This is a genomic window from Arcicella lustrica (assembly GCF_034930985.1).
Taxonomy (GTDB): domain Bacteria; phylum Bacteroidota; class Bacteroidia; order Cytophagales; family Spirosomataceae; genus Arcicella; species Arcicella lustrica.
On the sequence record NZ_JAYGIM010000008.1, the window covers coordinates 148,018 to 164,523 of the forward strand.

13 protein-coding genes are annotated in these 16,506 nt (G+C 34.5%); 10 read left to right on the top strand and 3 right to left on the bottom strand.

Translation table 11 applies throughout. From position 1 onward, the window contains the following. Positions 1–87: 87 nt before the first annotated feature. Both VB798_RS11410 and VB798_RS11415 read left to right on the top strand, forming a co-directional pair. Positions 88–2,499, top strand: coding sequence for an ABC transporter permease (locus VB798_RS11410; RefSeq protein ID WP_323258603.1), 2,412 nt, complete (start codon positions 88–90; stop codon positions 2,497–2,499). A gap of 54 nt (positions 2,500–2,553) precedes the next feature. Continuing rightward, positions 2,554–3,216 (top strand): ABC transporter ATP-binding protein, encoded by a 663-nt coding sequence (locus tag VB798_RS11415; RefSeq protein WP_323258604.1) that lies wholly within the window; start codon positions 2,554–2,556, stop codon positions 3,214–3,216. 55 nt (positions 3,217–3,271) lie between these two features. Here VB798_RS11415 and VB798_RS11420 read toward each other — a convergent pair whose 3' ends face one another. Then, complete coding sequence (locus VB798_RS11420; protein WP_323258605.1) at positions 3,272–4,612, bottom strand: aspartyl protease family protein; 1,341 nt, start codon at positions 4,610–4,612, stop codon at positions 3,272–3,274. Between the two features lie 330 nt (positions 4,613–4,942). Between VB798_RS11420 and tpiA the strand changes: the two genes are divergently transcribed. From tpiA to VB798_RS11435, 3 genes are all read left to right on the top strand, one after another. After that, entirely contained in the window at positions 4,943–5,704 is a 762-nt protein-coding gene (gene tpiA, locus VB798_RS11425; protein WP_323258606.1) for a triose-phosphate isomerase, read from the top strand. Between the two features lie 135 nt (positions 5,705–5,839). Beyond that, complete coding sequence (locus VB798_RS11430) at positions 5,840–6,730, top strand: hypothetical protein (RefSeq protein WP_323258607.1); 891 nt, start codon at positions 5,840–5,842, stop codon at positions 6,728–6,730. A gap of 12 nt (positions 6,731–6,742) precedes the next feature. After that, positions 6,743–7,609, top strand: coding sequence for a glycosyltransferase family 2 protein (locus VB798_RS11435; RefSeq protein ID WP_323258608.1), 867 nt, complete (start codon positions 6,743–6,745; stop codon positions 7,607–7,609). A 3-nt stretch (positions 7,610–7,612) separates the two neighbouring features. On the opposite strand, the gene VB798_RS11440 is transcribed toward VB798_RS11435, so the two are convergent. Further along, positions 7,613–8,698, bottom strand: coding sequence for an endonuclease/exonuclease/phosphatase family protein (locus VB798_RS11440; protein ID WP_323258609.1), 1,086 nt, complete (start codon positions 8,696–8,698; stop codon positions 7,613–7,615). A gap of 253 nt (positions 8,699–8,951) precedes the next feature. Here VB798_RS11440 and rpmB point away from each other — a divergent pair, with 253 nt between their 5' ends. Beyond that, positions 8,952–9,191, top strand: a complete 240-nt coding sequence (gene rpmB / locus VB798_RS11445) for a 50S ribosomal protein L28 (protein ID WP_184137596.1) — start codon at positions 8,952–8,954, stop codon at positions 9,189–9,191. Between the two features lie 196 nt (positions 9,192–9,387). Here rpmB and VB798_RS11450 read toward each other — a convergent pair whose 3' ends face one another. Next, a complete protein-coding gene (locus tag VB798_RS11450) occupies positions 9,388–10,197 on the bottom strand; it encodes an enoyl-ACP reductase FabI (RefSeq protein ID WP_184137598.1) in 810 nt (269 codons plus the stop codon). A gap of 163 nt (positions 10,198–10,360) precedes the next feature. Between VB798_RS11450 and VB798_RS11455 the strand changes: the two genes are divergently transcribed. From VB798_RS11455 to infB, 4 genes are all read left to right on the top strand, one after another. Continuing rightward, positions 10,361–10,801 carry a GNAT family N-acetyltransferase gene (locus VB798_RS11455; RefSeq protein WP_323258610.1) on the top strand — a complete coding sequence of 147 codons (441 nt, stop codon included), beginning with the start codon at positions 10,361–10,363 and terminating at the stop codon, positions 10,799–10,801. Positions 10,802–10,968: 167 nt separating this feature from the next. After that, entirely contained in the window at positions 10,969–11,442 is a 474-nt protein-coding gene (locus tag VB798_RS11460) for a ribosome maturation factor RimP (RefSeq protein WP_323258611.1), read from the top strand. Positions 11,443–11,545: 103 nt separating this feature from the next. Beyond that, the gene (gene nusA, locus VB798_RS11465; RefSeq protein ID WP_184137602.1) at positions 11,546–12,793 is read left to right on the top strand and encodes a transcription termination factor NusA; all 1,248 of its coding nucleotides are present in this window, start codon (positions 11,546–11,548) and stop codon (positions 12,791–12,793) included. A gap of 125 nt (positions 12,794–12,918) precedes the next feature. After that, complete coding sequence (gene infB, locus VB798_RS11470; RefSeq protein WP_323258612.1) at positions 12,919–16,350, top strand: translation initiation factor IF-2; 3,432 nt, start codon at positions 12,919–12,921, stop codon at positions 16,348–16,350. Positions 16,351–16,506 lie beyond the last annotated feature (156 nt).

Genomic DNA, 16,506 nt, shown 5'->3' on the forward strand with positions numbered 1-16,506 from the left:
CTATTGAAATGTTAAAAAAAGTTAAGCTAATTCAGAATCTCTTTTTGCCTGGTTATCTTCACTTTAAACTAACAAATTTTAGAAATCATGATACAAATTTACTTTAAAATAGCTTGGAGAAACTTGATGAAACGGAAGTTTTACGCTTTCGTTTCTATCTTGGGTTTATCTGTCGGCATTACTTTTACTTTACTCATTGGCACTTATATCTGGGGAGAATTACAAGTAAACACTGATTTAAAAAATGTAGAAAATCAGTACTTGATTCAAAGCAAGTGGAAGAAACCTGATATTGGCTTAGAAATAACAACGCTTGCGCCTTTGGCAAAAACCTTAAAGGAAAACTATCCAAATTTGGTAGAAAACTATTATGGTTTTGAAGGTTATACCTCCACTATTTCAAATGGAGATAAAGTTTTCAGAGAAGATATTCAAATTGGAGATGCTACTTTGTTGAATATGTATGGTTTTGAATTACTGTATGGAGATAGCAAAACTGCGCTAAACCAGCCTTATACAATGGTAATTTCTTCTGAACAAGCCATTAAGTATTTCGGAAAATTAGATTGTTTTGGGAAAAGCTTGACTATCGAATCTAATAGTGGTCAGAAAAAGAGTTTTATGATTACTGGAGTACTGGGGAAAGTAAATACCAATTCAGTAATGAACTTACTTTCAGATACTCGAATTCCAATTTTAATGTCTTTTGAAAGCAGTAAATTCTGGGGAATAGAAAAGTATTTTGCTTGGAACAATCCTTATAATGTGGGCTATATTGAGTTGAAAAATGGCGTAAAACCTGAAAGTGTTGCTCAGGTAATGTCCAAGCTCATCAAAGCGAATGCTCCTGAAAATATTAGTGCAAACCTTCAGGCTTATCTTGTTCCCATGAAGAATGTTTATCTGGAAGCAAACAATGGCATTGTAAAAAAGACAATTTTTACTTTACTCTTTGTGTCGTTGTTTATACTGCTGATGGCGATAGTCAATTTTATCAATATGTCTATCGGAAATTCAGTGACAAGGTTAAAAGAAATCGGTGTTCGGAAAATGCTTGGTAGTGAAAAAGGACAGCTAATCCGTCAATTTTTAGCTGAATCAATCTTAATTTCACTTTTTAGCTTATTGATTTCCTTAATCTTTTACGAAGTTTTTCAACCATTTTTTGGCGAAATGCTTCACAAGAAAATGCCTTCTTTGTTAACAGTATCATCTTATTTTTATCTTTTTGCTGTTCTATTTGCAGTCTTGATTGGCTTATTGTCTGGCATTTATCCTGCATTTATTTTATCAAATTTGCCTTCTATAGATTCTTTAAAAGGCAAATTGAAATCTATCAAAGAAAACATTTTTTTCAGAAGATTATTAATTGTTTCTCAATTCACCATTGCTCTATTTGTTTTCGTCGGGGCATCTATTATATCGAAACAAGTAAATTATTTTTTCAATAAAGATTTGGGTTATCAAAAAGAAGCTGTCGTTACGCTAAGTGTTCCTCGTGATTGGTCGCCTGTGGGAGTTGATAAAATGGAACGCATCCGTGACGAAATGGCAAAACTAAAAGAAGTAAGCCAAGTAAGTTTGTCGTATGATATTCCAGCAGGTCATGGCGGAAACAATAATGCTTTTTATAAAATGGGACAAGATTCCACCCAAGCAGTATATGTTCAGACCATCACGACGGATGAAAAATATGCGGATGCTTATCAAATTCCAATGGTTGCAGGAGTATATTTTCAGCGAAAACAGGAAGGTTTTCAAGCGGGAAAAATCGTACTGAATGAAACAGGCATAAAAACTTTGGGCTTTAAAAACCCTACGGAAGCCATTGGTAAAGAAATTCGGATTCATTATTATCCACAACCTTTTACCATTGTGGGTGTTACTAAAGATTTTCACATTGCTTCAATGCACAAAGCGATTTCACCTTTAGTATTCATGAATGTTAAAGATTTTACTTTTTTCAGGTACTTATCTTTTAAAATTCAGCCTAACAATATCGCTCAAAGTTTGTTAAGTATAGAACAAAAATGGAAAACTTTAATGCCTGGTTCAGCTTTTGAATATACATTTATAGACGATACGCTTCAGAAGCTTTATCAATCTGAAATTCAGCTTAAAAAAGCTTCGCAAGTAGCCACCATTTTATCAATTATTATTGTGCTCTTAGGTATTTTAGGAATGGTTTCAATGAGTATTGCCAGAAGAACAAAAGAATTAGGAATTCGTAAAGTTTTGGGAGCATCAAGTATCAGTATTGTGATGCTGTTTTTGAAAGAATTTATTGTTTTGATAGCCATTGCCATCGCTATTTCTTTTCCAATTGGCATTATCAGTATGAATCATTGGCTGACGGCTTATGCTTATAGGATTCAATTAGATTGGCAAACTTTTCTAACTGTTGCTTTAGGATTTAGCCTAATAATAGCCATTTTTGTTTGCTTACAAACTTTTAAAACAGCTTTAGAAAATCCGATTAAAAGCCTCAAAACAGAGTAGAAACATCGTTTTCAAGATTATTAATAGAAAAAGACATTTTATAAAATCAACAATATGCTAGAACTCAAAAATATTTTCCGTTGGTATAATTCAGGCGTAAATCGGGCTTTCGTTTTGCGTGATATAAGTTTAACTATTGAACAGGGAGAATTTGTTTCTATCATGGGACCTTCGGGCTCTGGAAAATCTACGCTTTTACATGTTTTAGGAATGATGGACGAACCCAATGAAGGCGAATATTCATTTTTGGGAGAAAACGTACTGAAAATCAAAGAAAAACAGCGTGCAGAATTATACAAAAAACACATTGGTTTTGTATTTCAAGCGTATCATTTGATTGATGAACTAACGGTGTATGAAAACATAGAAACTCCACTATTATATCATGGCATTGGTTCTTCTGAAAGAAAATCGATGGTCGCTGATATTCTGGACAGATTCAATATTGTTGGTAAAAAAGACCTATTTCCCAATCAGCTTTCGGGTGGGCAACAACAATTGGTGGGCATTGCTCGTGCTATTATTACAAAGCCCAATTTGATTTTGGCAGATGAACCTACAGGCAATCTGAATTCAAAACAAGGACAGGAAATAATGGAATTATTTAAAACATTGAACGAAGAAGGCGTAACCATTATTCAAGTAACTCACTCAGAGAAAAATGCTACTTATGGAAGCAGAGTAATTGAGTTATTGGATGGACGCATCGAAAGATAAAAAATTTAGTTTTGGTTTAAGTGTTAGTCGCTCATTGATATTCAGTGAGCGACTTTTATATCAGTCTTTTCAAATTTACCGTTGTAAAAATCACTTCTTGTCCCCTTTTCACCACCATACTAATCGGCTTGCCTTCCCCTTTTTGAAAGATTTTATATATATCAGTAATTGATATATCTTTATAAGACTTATTATTGATAAAAATCACTCTATCTCCTTGCTGTAAACCTGCCAAATGAGCTGGAGAATTTTCAATAATTCTTTCAATCAAAAACTCATGATAATCACTTCCACTTGCCAATAATTCCATTCCACTCATATTGTGTTCGAATGGTTCTTTCATTCTTCTATTAATCGGTTTTAACACCACATATTTATCCCGATAATTGAAAGTAACTTTAAATCTTCTGAGAAACTCACAACCAATATTTCCTTGACGTTCAGAAAAATTAGTTGGTTTTAAATGATAAGATGAGCTATCAGGAAATGAAGCGACTACATTATTTAGCTCGTATTTTCCGAATTTTATTTTAGGCAATCGTCCTAAATTTCCATTAATGATACCACTCAAGCCACGTCCTAATTGAGCTTTCACAACTTTAGGGGGCAATTGAATATTAAATTTCTTATTTACTTCAATCGAAATGGCATGTCCTGCACCAGTATCCAATAATACTTTTATAGGTACTGTTTGGTCGCCATTTACTAATTCTACAGCATCCAAATAAGGTTTATTTTCTTCAATTGTTATCGGGAAACGTTGTCCTTTAGACGTTTTGTATTTATAATGTTCGGGGTTTTCTAAAACGATTTGATTGACCGAAAAATCAATTGTTACGGCAAAACGATTGAAAAGGTCATATCCAATAATTCCATGAATGGGTTTTCCTACAAATTCGCTAAGTTTTAAAATATCATTTTTCAGTACTACGATATTCTGGCGATAACCAATTACGTCTCCCATTTTTATCGTATTATCAATCACAATGCCCGCTTCTAAGTCATTTCCAACACCAACGCCCGCTATTTTCACATTTCTGCTGTATAGCATTCCTTGTTTTTCAGCCACTTTTGAGTCTGTCACAATAATAGAACTCACACCCGTATCAAGGATAAATCTTAGCGTATCAGAGTTATTAATTCTGATAGGTACAATCACCAAATTGGCGTGAAGTTCAAAAGGAATGACGGAGATTTTTCTTTTCTTTACTAACTGAAAACCAAAGTTTTCTTCAATGGCAGGTTTGAATTTTAATTTTTTAGGTCTTTCACTTCGAACATAAGTGCTTACCCTTACACCTCCATTATTTTGTTCAGCATAACTCGTAGAGTCTTGACAATACCCTGCCAGCGGTAAAGTACTGAACAATAATATTTTATGCCAAGCCAGTTTCATGATAAGAGTCGTTTTTCTTATCTTAAATATCGGGATAATATTACTTATTTCCAAAGAGTTACATTAAAAAATTAATGTTTATTCAAAGAAAAATACCGAAAATATTTATAAAATTTTATTCATGAATATTATGTGATTGAAAGTGGGGATATGATTGATTCCAATTTTGTAAAAACAAAATCCAACCTTTCTGTTTTTTATGTTGTCTTTCTTGTAGAATTTTCAAAATATTCACCTTTAAGATGAAGATACTTATGGCTTTTTGTTTTTTAGAATTGTGATAAGAAGTACTTTTGTCAAAATATCTAATTTATAATTAACCAAAAAACAATGAGAAAGCAAATTGTAGCAGGAAACTGGAAAATGAATAAAACAGCCGAAGAAGCCTTGATTTTGGCATCTGAAGTTGTAAATATGGTGAAAGACGAAGTAAATACTGATGTGCAAGTAATTATTGCTCCACCAGCGATTTACTTATCGACACTTCAAAAATATACAGAAACAGCTCCAAATATTGGCATTGCTGCACAAAATTGTTCTAACAAAGCTTCTGGTGCATATACTGGTGAAATTTCAGCTTCAATGTTGAAATCAATTGGTGTTACTCATGTAATTCTTGGACACTCAGAGCGTCGTGAGTATTTCAAAGAAACAAATGAACAATTGGCAGAAAAAGTAAACATCGTTCTTGAAAATGGTTTAACGCCAATTTTCTGTTGTGGTGAATCATTAGAAATGCGTCAAGGTGGAGATTTTCTTGCTTTCGTTGCTTCTCAATTGACCGACAGCCTTTTCCATCTTTCTCCAGAAGATTTCGCTAAAGTGGTAATCGCTTACGAACCAATCTGGGCAATCGGAACTGGCTTAACAGCTTCTTCTGAACAAGCACAAGAAATGCACGCTTATTTAAGAGGACATTTAGCAACTAAATACGGTCAGGAAGCAGCAGATAACACTTCTATTCTTTACGGTGGAAGTTGTAATGAGAAAAATGCCCAAGAATTATTTGCTTGCGCAGATGTAGATGGCGGATTAATCGGTGGAGCATCGTTGAAATCTCGTGAGTTTACAAACATTGCAAAATCATTTTAAGCATTGAACCCCGTTTAGCAAAAACTAAACGGGGTTCAGTAAAAATGTTTGTTTCACTACCCTACATTTCTCGTTACCTATTTTTAATACATTGATCCTCTTTGAAACTTATTCTCTCAATTGCTTAATTAATATATGCTCTTTAAAAAACTCAATTCTCTTGAAAAATTATATCTAAAAAACACGAACAAAGAAGCTTATCAAAATTATAAATACCAATTAAAGGTAAATGATTTGCCTTCGATTAACTTTTTAGATACCCCTAAAGCCCTTGTCGATTTTAAACACAGTGGGCATCTTGGCGATATAATTTATGCTATTCCAGCGATGTATGCTTTGGCTGAAAATGGTAAGATAAATCTTCATTTAAATATCGGTCAAAGAATAAAAGTTGATGGTAATCATCCGCTAAAAGATATTGGTTTGAATGAAAAGTCGGTTGCGATGTTAGAGCCACTTTTAGCTTTACAAAACCAATTTCAACAAATCGACATCTTTAAGAACCAAGCAATAGATTACGATTTAGACATTTTTAGGCAATTTACATTTGATCACACAAAAGGACACATCAGCAGGTGGTACTTTAACTGCTTTGCAGTAAGCTATGATTTAAGCAAACCTTGGCTAGTTGTACCAAAAAATACTTCAATGAGCGATAAAATCGTTATTGCAAGAAGTACTCGTTACAATTCACCCATGATAGACTATTCTGTTCTAAAAAAATATAACAATCTAGTTTTTGTGGGTTTGTCAGAAGAGTTTAAGTTGATGAAAGCGATTATACCTAACCTTGAGTATGCCAGAGTAAGCAATTTTTTGGAGATGGCAAGTATCATTGCCGGTGCAAAATTATTTATTGGGAATCAATCATTCCCTTACGCTATCGCAGAAGCTTTAAAAACACCAAGAATGCTAGAAAGTTATTACAAATGTCCAAATGTAATTCCTGAAGGAGCCAACGGCTTTGAATTTTCGTTTCAACCTCAGTTTGAGTTATTAATTAAAAAATTAATTGCCCAACTATAAACCTCTATAATCATGAAAATTGCGGCAGTAGTAATACTTTATCATCCAACTGAAAATACTTTAGACAATATCAAAACGTATGCTAAAGCTGTTGATAAAGTATATGTCTTTGATAATACTGAAGAAGGGACATTTCTAAAAAAGAATTTGATGGAAATTCCCAATATCACTTATTTACATGATAACCACAATGCTGGTATTGCCAAAAGATTGAATACTAGTGCGCAAATGGCAATTAATGAAGGCTTTGATTGGTTATTGATGATGGACCAAGATTCTAAATTTGAAGGAAATGCAATTCAATATTATTGGGATGGAGTAAGCAAATTTCCACACCCAGAGAATGTAGGATTATTTGGTCCACAATTCTCACGTAATAATAAACAATCGTTAGCACAATCAAGCTATCAAGAAATTGATGGAATGATTACTTCAGGAACACTTTTAAATCTTAATATCTATCAACAAATAGGAAAATTTGATGAAGCGCTATTCATTGATGCTGTTGATATTGAATACTGTTTGAGAGTTCAAAAAGCAGGCTTTAAAATGATTCAATTAATCAACGTTTTCATTCAGCATGAATTAGGACAAACCGAAAAGAAAGCGTCTATTAAAACACTCTACTTAATTAAAAAAGAAAAAGAATTACATTCTCCGTTAAGATATTATTATATGTATCGTAACAATCTTTATGTACAATCTAAGTATAAAGGCTTTGACAAACAAACGATGCAAAAAATCAATCGAAATGCAATGTCTTTTCTAAAAAAAGGTTTTTTCTACGGCAGTAATTCATGGGAAATAGTAAAATACATCGTTGAAGCCAGACGAGATTTCAAGCAAAATAAAATGGGAAAGTACCAATCAAACACTTAATAATCAGCGTATTTTATATTTTGCAAATACTGGGTAATGATCTGAAGATTTAATATGGTCATGCGTTTGGAAATCTAATACTTCTATTGATTCACTGCAAAATTGGTTATCAATTCTAACAAATCTTGGACTACGATTAAGTGTAAAACCAAAACCATTTCCAGCTTCCTCAAAAGCATTTTTCAATCTATCACGAATATGTCCGTAGGCATTTCCGTAAGGCGTTTCATTAAAATCACCACAAACAATTACTGGAAAAGGACTTTCATCAATCAATCTTTCAATTTGTTCTATTTCTTCTGCATGATTCACAAAACCTGTTTTTAAACTTGATAAAATAGATTTGGTCTCATCCTTAGCCTGAGAATACGACTTCTCTTTTACTTCCTCTACAACTCTTTTCACTCTAATTCCCATCGACTGGAGTTGTAAATTAATTACTCTTATCGTATCCTTTTCCATGGCTATATCAGCCAATAAATAGCCATTACCATTATCTTTTCCAGGCTCTTGTCCAAATAAACTTTTTTCTTCGTGAATGATGGGATACTTTGAAAAAATCGCTAATGAAAATATTCTATGCGTACCATAAATACTATTAATCACATAGTAGGGGTTCTCTTTGGTAATGGCTTCAAAAACCCTGAAATCTTTTTCATTACTCATACTACTAAACTCCTGAAAACATTTAATGTCTGCATTGGTTTCTGAAACATAAGTAACAGATGCTTTCGTTTTGTCTTTATTAAATGGATAACTATTATGGTAAAAACCAAAAACATTATAATCTAATACCGACAAACTTTTATCGGATTCCTTAGCAGTATGAAAGCTAAAAGTTCTTCTAATAAATGGATAACCAATGAGTAAAACAACAAGAGGAAGAAGCATTCGGGAAGGTCTGATAAATAGCCACATAAGAGCAATGATGGCACAAAGTATCATCACTATTGGCAAACTCATCATCATGAAACCAACAAACCAATGGTCAATCACCAAAGTATAAGCTAATAAATAGGTAAAAAGAGTATATATACACAAAGGAAGACTCGTTAGCCACAAAAGAGAAGTTGCAATTTTTTTCAGCATGATGTAATCTTGGCGGTTAGCTTTAGACAAAAGTACAAATTAAGAATGTCTTGAATAAACAAAGCCTAATGAATATTTTGGTTTGCAAGCTTTTTTATAACATTAACAGAAAAGTATCAATTTTATTTCTGTAATTAATTGTTAGATTAATAATTATTTCCTAATTTTGCATTCCATTTCGGAAAACACTGGTAATCAAGTCTATTACATCGCTCAAAAAGCGATTTTACATAACAAATAAAAGAATTTTATCATGGCGAAGGTTTGTCAATTAACAGGAAGAAAAACACAAGTTGGAAATAACGTTTCTCACGCTAACAATAAAACTAAGCGTAAATTTTTTCCAAACTTACACACTAAGAAATTTTTCTTAGAATCAGAAGGTGTATGGGTACAGTTGAAAGTTTCAGCAAAAGCTATCCGTACTATCAACAAAAAAGGCTTAGAAGCTTCTTTAGTAGATGCTGCTCGTAGAGGTACTTTAAGTTTATAGTACTCCTAAAATATTTTCAAAAGCCTCTTCGGATTCACTTCGAAGAGGCTTTTGTTATTTATCAAGAAGCCCAAACAAAAATGACAACTCTTTTGAAGTTGTCATTTTTGTTTAGAAATATTTATTGGAATTAGGCTAATGAATGTTTTAAAACAATTTTTCGATTCAACACTCTGCACTCATAACTCCATATTTTTTAACCCATTCTTGCTACAATTTCTTCTGAAATACCTACTGCACTGAAACCTCCATCATGGAAAAGGTTTTGCATCGTTACTTTCTTCGTCAAGTCAGAGAATAAAGTAATTACATAATCAGCACATTCATCCGCAGTTGCATTTCCTAATGCCGACATTTCGTTGGCATATTCATAGAAAGCATTAAATCCTGAAATACCTGTACCAGCGGTGGTTTTAGTTGGTGATTGCGAAACAGTGTTTACTCTTGTTCCATTTTTCTTTCCATAATGATAACCATAAGAACGAGCTATCGATTCTAACATCGCTTTTGCTTGTGCCATATCAGTATAATCAGGAAAAGAACGTTGTGCAGCGATATAAGATAAAGCTACTACTGAACCATTATCAGCAATAGCATCCATTTTATCAGCAACTTGCAACATTTTGTGGAATGATAAAGCTGAAACATCTAAAGATTTCATAAACCATTCGTAGTTCAAATCGCCATAAGGACGGTTTTTACGGATGTTAGTACTCATACCAATTGAATGCAATACAAAATCAATTTTCCCACCCAAAGCATCCATTGAACCTTCGTAAAGTTTTTCCAAATCTTCTACAGAAGTAGCATCCGCTGGAATAATCTTAGCTTCGCATTCTTCAGCTAATTTGTTGATTTCTCCCATTCTCATGGCTAAAGGAGCATTCGTAAGTGTGATAATTGCGCCTTCTTCTTTAGCACGTTGAGCCACTTTCCAAGCGATAGAGTTGGAATCTAATGCTCCAGAAATAATTCCTCTTTTTCCTTTTAATAAACCGTATGACATTTTTTTGATTTCTGATTGTTGATTTTAGTTTAAAATAAATTATTCCTGAACGAAGCTTCTTAATATGAATATGAGCTTCATTTTAAAATAATTAAGTATTTTAGTTGTATGCTAAAATCAAGGTTAAAATTTGTCCAAAAGTACTATTTTTTTTCTTAAAACCATGAATATTCAAATTCGACAAGCGATAAAAGAAGATTTACCTCAGATCCTAAATCTATATGCCGAGGTTCTCGACAAAGGAGAAGTACTTTCGCTTGAACAAGCTGAAACACTTTTCTCAAAAATGGCTACTTATCCAAATTACAAAGTGTATGTAGCTGAAACTGAAAGCACAATTATTGGCACCTTCGCTTTATTGATAATGGATAATTTGGCTCACTTGGGTACTCCTTCAGCCGTTGTTGAGGATGTTGTGGTTGCTGATAATTATCAAGGAAAAGGAATTGGCAAAACCATGATGATATTCGCTATGGAAAAAAGCAAAGAAACAGGCTGTTATAAATTGGTACTTTCAAGTAATTTAAAACGGACTGAAGCACATGCTTTTTATGAAAGTTTAGCTTTTGAAAAACATGGATTTAGCTTTAGAGCAGATTTGTAGTTTAATTTCCTTAATTAATTGTGAAAAACACTGTAAACCAATCATGAAACTTGTTTTCTAAGACAATTTTTATTACTTTTGCAGAGAATTTAAAGGAAGAGGGGTCGATAGTCCCTCTTTTTTGTTTACTAGATTGTAGCACAGTTGACTTAACTGTGAAAAAAGAAATGACAAAAGAAAAAATAATCGAACTGCTTGAACCCTATCTTGAAGAAGGAAGGTTATTCATTGTAGATGTTCAAGTAAGTGAAGGTAAAACTAGACAGAACATTACGATTCTATTAGATACCGACGAAGGCATAAAAATAGAAGAATGTGCATCTGTTAGTAGAAGGTTGGCTCATTTTATAGAAACCAATGAATTAATTGCTGGAGCCTATAATTTAGAAGTATCTTCTCCGGGCATCGATCACCCACTTACATTTAAGCGTCAGTTTGTCAAAAATATTGGTCGTAATTTGAAATTAGTATTGAACGACAAAATAGAAAAAATAGGGGCTTTAGAAGAAGTAAGCGACGAAGGCATAACTTTCAAAGAAGAACCAAAGAAAACAAAAAGTAAGAAAGTAGAGCCAATAGAGGCAATCACCATTCCTTTTTCGAATATACAACAAGCAAAAGTACAAATATCGTTTAAATAGTGGTCGAGTTGCCGAACGGTTGAATTGTTGAAATTAGAGTAAATCTTATCCCTCATCCATTCTACTTGCTGGCTTCTTTTCACATTAATAAAATTATGAAAAGATGAATAGTGCAGAGTTAATTTCATCGTTTGCGGATTTTGCAAAAGAAAAAAATATCGACCGTCCGACGATGATTAAAGTGCTGGAAGACGTTTTCCGCACAATGATTCGTAAAAGATACGGTACGGATGAAAATTTTGATGTAATTATCAACCCTGAAAGTGGCGACTTAGAAATGTGGCGCACACGTGAAATTGTTGATGACAATTCAGAAGATATTTGGGATTATGACAAAATTCCTTTGGCAGAAGCAAAATTAATTGAACCTGATTTTGAAATTGGCGAAGAAGTAGCGGAATTAATCAAATTAGAAGATTTCGGTCGTAGAATTGTTCAAACGGCTCGTCAAACATTGATTCAAAAAGTTAAAGATTTAGAAAAAGAAGGTCTCTTTGAAAAATACAAAGACTTAGTTGGAGAAATGGTTTCGGGAGATGTTTACCAAATTATTGGAAAAGAATTTATCATTACTGATGGTGAAGGCAATGAATTGACTTTACCAAAATCAGAGATGATTCAAAAAGATCGTTTCAAAAAAGGTGAATCGGTAAAAGCTGTTATTCATAAAGTTGATATGAATAATGGTACGCCAAAGATTATCCTTTCTCGTACTTCTCCTGTTTTCTTAGAACGTTTATTCGAACAAGAAATTCCTGAGATTTACGACGGACAAATCATGATTCGTAAAGTAGTTCGTGAACCAGGTGAGCGTGCAAAAGTAGCGGTAGAATCTTATGATGACCGTATCGACCCAGTAGGTGCTTGTGTGGGGATGAAGGGTTCTCGTATTCATGGAATTGTGCGTGAATTACAGAACGAAAACATTGACGTTATCAATTATACTGAAAACCTTGAATTACTTGTAGGCCGTGCTTTAAGCCCAGCCAAAGTAAGTTCAATGAAAATTGATAAAGAAAGAAAAAGAATTGCGGTGTATTTACAACCAGACCAAGTATCCTTGGCAATTGGTAAAGGCGGACAAAACATTAAGTTAGCAGGAAAGCTAGTTGGCTACGAATTAGATGTTTATCGTGATATTAAAGAAAGTGAAGTTGATGACGAAGATGTTGACTTAACTGAATTTTCTGACGAAATCGAAGATTGGGTAATTGCAGAATTACACAAAATCGGTTTGGATACGGCGAAACAAGTACTCAAATTGAACAGCGATGAATTAATTCGTCGTACAGAGCTTGAGGAAGAAACCGTAAACGAAGTATTATCAATTCTACGTTCGGAGTTTGAGTAATTTAGAATGAGTAAGTGATAGAATGATAGAATAGTCATTGTTTTTTTCTCACTTACTCATCAAAACTATTCTATCATTCATTACTTAAAATTAAAAATTACTATAGAAAAGTATCAACAGAAATTATGGCAGAAGATAAAATGATGCGTTTGAGCCTTGTGGCAAAGCAGATTAACGTGGGAACCTCAACCATTGTTCAATATCTCTCTGTCAAAGGTCACAAGGTTGAGAACAACCCCAACGCCAAACTAAATTTTGAGCAGTTAAAGCTCGTTGCAAAAGAATATGGAGCTGAATCTTTATTGAAAGATGTTAGCCCAGCACCTGTAGTTTCATCGAAACCTACAGTGGAAGAGTTTGTTCCTACGAAAAAGCAAGATGACGATATGCCTCTTTATTTCCGTGGAAAAGATAAAGCTGATGAGGCTGAACAAACAAAAGTAGCTGAACCAGCAAAAGCTGAGAAAGAACCAGAAGTGATTTTGGGAAGAGCCGAAGTACAATTTAAAGTACTTGGTAAAATAGAATTGGATGCAAAAGGAAATCCAGTTCCTCAAAAGCCTGTAATAGCTGAACCAAAACCAGAGCCAAAAGTTGAAGAGCCTGAAGTGAAGATTGAAGCTGTTAAACCTGAGCCAAAACCAGAAATTCAAGTTAAAGTTGAAGAGGTGAAGCCAGTGATTATACCTGTGGTAACCGAAGAGGTTAGAGTAGTAGAGATTCCAAAAGTTGAAAAGGTTGAGGAAGCAACAAAGCCTGAGCCTGTGGTAGTATTAGAAAAACCAGTAGTGATAGAAGCAGTAGCAACACCAATAGCAGAAACCAAAATTGCTGAAGCAGCAATACAGCCGAGTAATCAGAACCAACACAATAGACCACAAGGTGGGGTGAACAATAACCAAAATCAACAAAATAAGCCACAACAAGGCGGTGGGAATAATAATCCAAACCAACAAAACAGACCGCAAGGTGGCGGAAATCCGAACCAAAATCCACAGCATAATAAGCAACAAGGTAGCGGAAATCCAAACCAAAATCCACAACAGAACAAACAGCAAGGTGGTGGTAATCCAAACCAAAACCAAGCTCGTCCAATACAACAGGGAAGTAGTTTACCAACACCAAACCCTGCACCACAACCACAACAGCAACGTCCTGCGCCAGCACAAAAACTTGGTCGTAATGATGAAATTCCAGAAGATACTTCAAATGTGGAATTAATTGAAGCGAAAGGTGAACAACTAAAAGGTTTGACGGTTTTAGGTAAAATTTCTTTACCCGTTGAACCTGCCCGTGGTGGTTCTAGAAATAACAACAACAATAATAACAATAAGAAAAAGCGTAAACGCATCGATAAACCGGGCGGAGCTAAAGTTACTGAAGCTGAAATTCGCAATGAAAGAGGTGCTCCTCGTCCGAAAAAAGACGGCGTACCGGGCGCTCCTACTACGAATGACCCTAATGCTAGAAAACCTGCCAATACTGGTGGTAATACTGGTAACAACAATAATACCTCGAACAATAATCAAGGTAACAACAACAATCAAAACAATAATAACAGTAATAACAACTTTAAGAAAAAACCAGCTGGAAATAATAACAACAATGCTGGCGGTGGAGTAAAACCACAACCTAAAGGTGAAGTTTCTGAAAAACAAATCCAAGACCAAATCAAGGCTACGATGGCTCGTCTGCAAGGACAAACCAACAAGTCTAACTTTGGTGCAAAAGAACGTCGTGTTAAACGTAAGTTCCGTGCCGAAAGAAACGAACAACGTCAATTAGCAGAAGACGAAGAAGCAAAAATCTTGAAAGTAACTGAGTTTATCTCAGCAAGTGAATTAGCTTCTTTAATGGATGTTTCGGTTAACGAAATTATTTCTACTTGTATGAGTTTAGGAATGTTCGTTTCAATCAACCAACGTCTTGAAGCAGATGTTATCGCTTTAATTACCGAAGAATTTGGATTTGAAGTACAATTCGTATCAGCAGAAGAAGAAATTGAATCTGCTATCGTAGAAGAAGAAGATGCTCCAGAAGATTTATTACCGAGAGCACCAATCGTAACCATCATGGGTCACGTTGACCACGGTAAAACATCTTTACTTGATTATATCCGTCGTGCAAAAGTTGCTGCTGGTGAAGCCGGTGGTATCACTCAGCACATTGGTGCATACTCAGTAAAACATGACGATGGTCGTAGAATTACATTCCTTGATACTCCTGGTCACGAAGCCTTTACAGCGATGCGTGCTCGTGGTGCTAAGTTAACTGACGTTGCCATTATCGTAATTGCAGCGGATGATGCCGTGATGCCACAAACTGAGGAAGCTATCAACCACGCAATGGTTGCTGGTGTACCTATCGTTTTTGCTTTCTCGAAAGTAGATAAGCCAGGTGCTAACACAGAAAAAATTCGTGAGCAATTATCAATCAAAAACATGCTTGTTGAAGAATGGGGTGGTAAATATCAAACTCAAGAAATTTCTTCTAAATCAGGTATGGGTATCAATGAATTATTAGAGAAAGTATTATTGGAAGCTGAATTATTAGAATTGAAAGCCAATGCTAATAAACGTGCTGTAGGTGCTGTTATCGAAGCTTCGTTAGATAAAGGTCGTGGTTATGTTGCCAATATCATGGTTCAAGCAGGAACATTGAAAGTTGGAGATATGATGCTTGCCGGTGCGCACTATGGTCGTGTAAAAGCCATGTTCGATTACCGTGGAAATAAATTAAAAGAAGCTGGCCCATCAATTCCTGTACAAGTACTAGGACTAGGCGGTGCTCCTGCTGCGGGTGATAAATTAAGCGTAATGGAAAATGAACGTGATGCACGTGAAATTGCCAACAAACGTGAACAAATTATCCGTGAGCAATCATTACGTACTCGTAAACATATTACCTTAGATGAAATCGGTCGTCGTAAAGCAATCGGTACATTTAAAGAATTGAACGTAATTGTGAAAGGTGACGTGGATGGTTCAGTAGAAGCATTGTCAGATTCATTATTGAAACTTTCAACCGAAGAAGTACAAGTTCGTATTATTCACAAAGGTGTTGGACAAGTTTCAGAATCAGACGTATTATTAGCTTCTGCTTCAGATGCAGTAATTGTAGCCTTCCAAGTTCGTCCAAGTGTAAACGCTCGTCGTTTGGCAGAAAACGAACAAATCGAAATTCGTACTTACTCTATCATCTACCAAGCAATTGATGATGTAAGAGATGCGATGGAAGGTTTATTAGCACCGAAATTTGAAGAAGTTGTAACAGCTAACATTGAAGTACGTGATGTATTCAAAATTTCTAAAGTTGGTACTGTTGCAGGTTCTTATGTATTAGATGGTACAGTGAAACGTGCTCATAAAATCCGTGTGATTCGTGACTTCGTCGTGATTCATGAAGGTGAAATTTCTGCTTTGAAACGTTTCAAAGACGATGTAGCTGAAGTTAAATTCGGATATGAGTGTGGACTTTCAATCAAAAACTTCAATGACCTTGAAGTGGGAGACATCATCGAATGTTACGAAATGAAAGAATTGAAACGTACGCTTTAATTCATTAATAATATTTTTAGTCAAAAAAGCTCGGAGATTTCTTCGAGCTTTTTTTATGTTTTATGCTCTAAAATCTCCATTTTAAATCAAATTTGACTATTCAAATATAAATTATTAAAAATATACGTTCATATTCTTCAAATTAGGTCATTCACG

Bases quoted from the DNA above. Each gene is read 5' to 3' on its own strand.
- VB798_RS11450 (WP_184137598.1), bottom strand. From the start codon at position 10,197: ATGTCATACGGTTTATTAAAAGGAAAAAGAGGAATTATTTCTGGAGCA.
- infB (WP_323258612.1), top strand. From the start codon at position 12,919: ATGGCAGAAGATAAAATGATGCGTTTGAGCCTTGTGGCAAAGCAGATT.
- VB798_RS11455 (WP_323258610.1), top strand. From the start codon at position 10,361: ATGAATATTCAAATTCGACAAGCGATAAAAGAAGATTTACCTCAGATC.
- nusA (WP_184137602.1), top strand. From the start codon at position 11,546: ATGAATAGTGCAGAGTTAATTTCATCGTTTGCGGATTTTGCAAAAGAA.
- VB798_RS11430 (WP_323258607.1), top strand. From the start codon at position 5,840: ATGCTCTTTAAAAAACTCAATTCTCTTGAAAAATTATATCTAAAAAAC.
- VB798_RS11460 (WP_323258611.1), top strand. From the start codon at position 10,969: ATGACAAAAGAAAAAATAATCGAACTGCTTGAACCCTATCTTGAAGAA.
- VB798_RS11435 (WP_323258608.1), top strand. From the start codon at position 6,743: ATGAAAATTGCGGCAGTAGTAATACTTTATCATCCAACTGAAAATACT.
- VB798_RS11410 (WP_323258603.1), top strand. From the start codon at position 88: ATGATACAAATTTACTTTAAAATAGCTTGGAGAAACTTGATGAAACGG.
- tpiA (WP_323258606.1), top strand. From the start codon at position 4,943: ATGAGAAAGCAAATTGTAGCAGGAAACTGGAAAATGAATAAAACAGCC.
- rpmB (WP_184137596.1), top strand. From the start codon at position 8,952: ATGGCGAAGGTTTGTCAATTAACAGGAAGAAAAACACAAGTTGGAAAT.
- VB798_RS11415 (WP_323258604.1), top strand. From the start codon at position 2,554: ATGCTAGAACTCAAAAATATTTTCCGTTGGTATAATTCAGGCGTAAAT.
- VB798_RS11440 (WP_323258609.1), bottom strand. From the start codon at position 8,698: ATGCTGAAAAAAATTGCAACTTCTCTTTTGTGGCTAACGAGTCTTCCT.
- VB798_RS11420 (WP_323258605.1), bottom strand. From the start codon at position 4,612: ATGAAACTGGCTTGGCATAAAATATTATTGTTCAGTACTTTACCGCTG.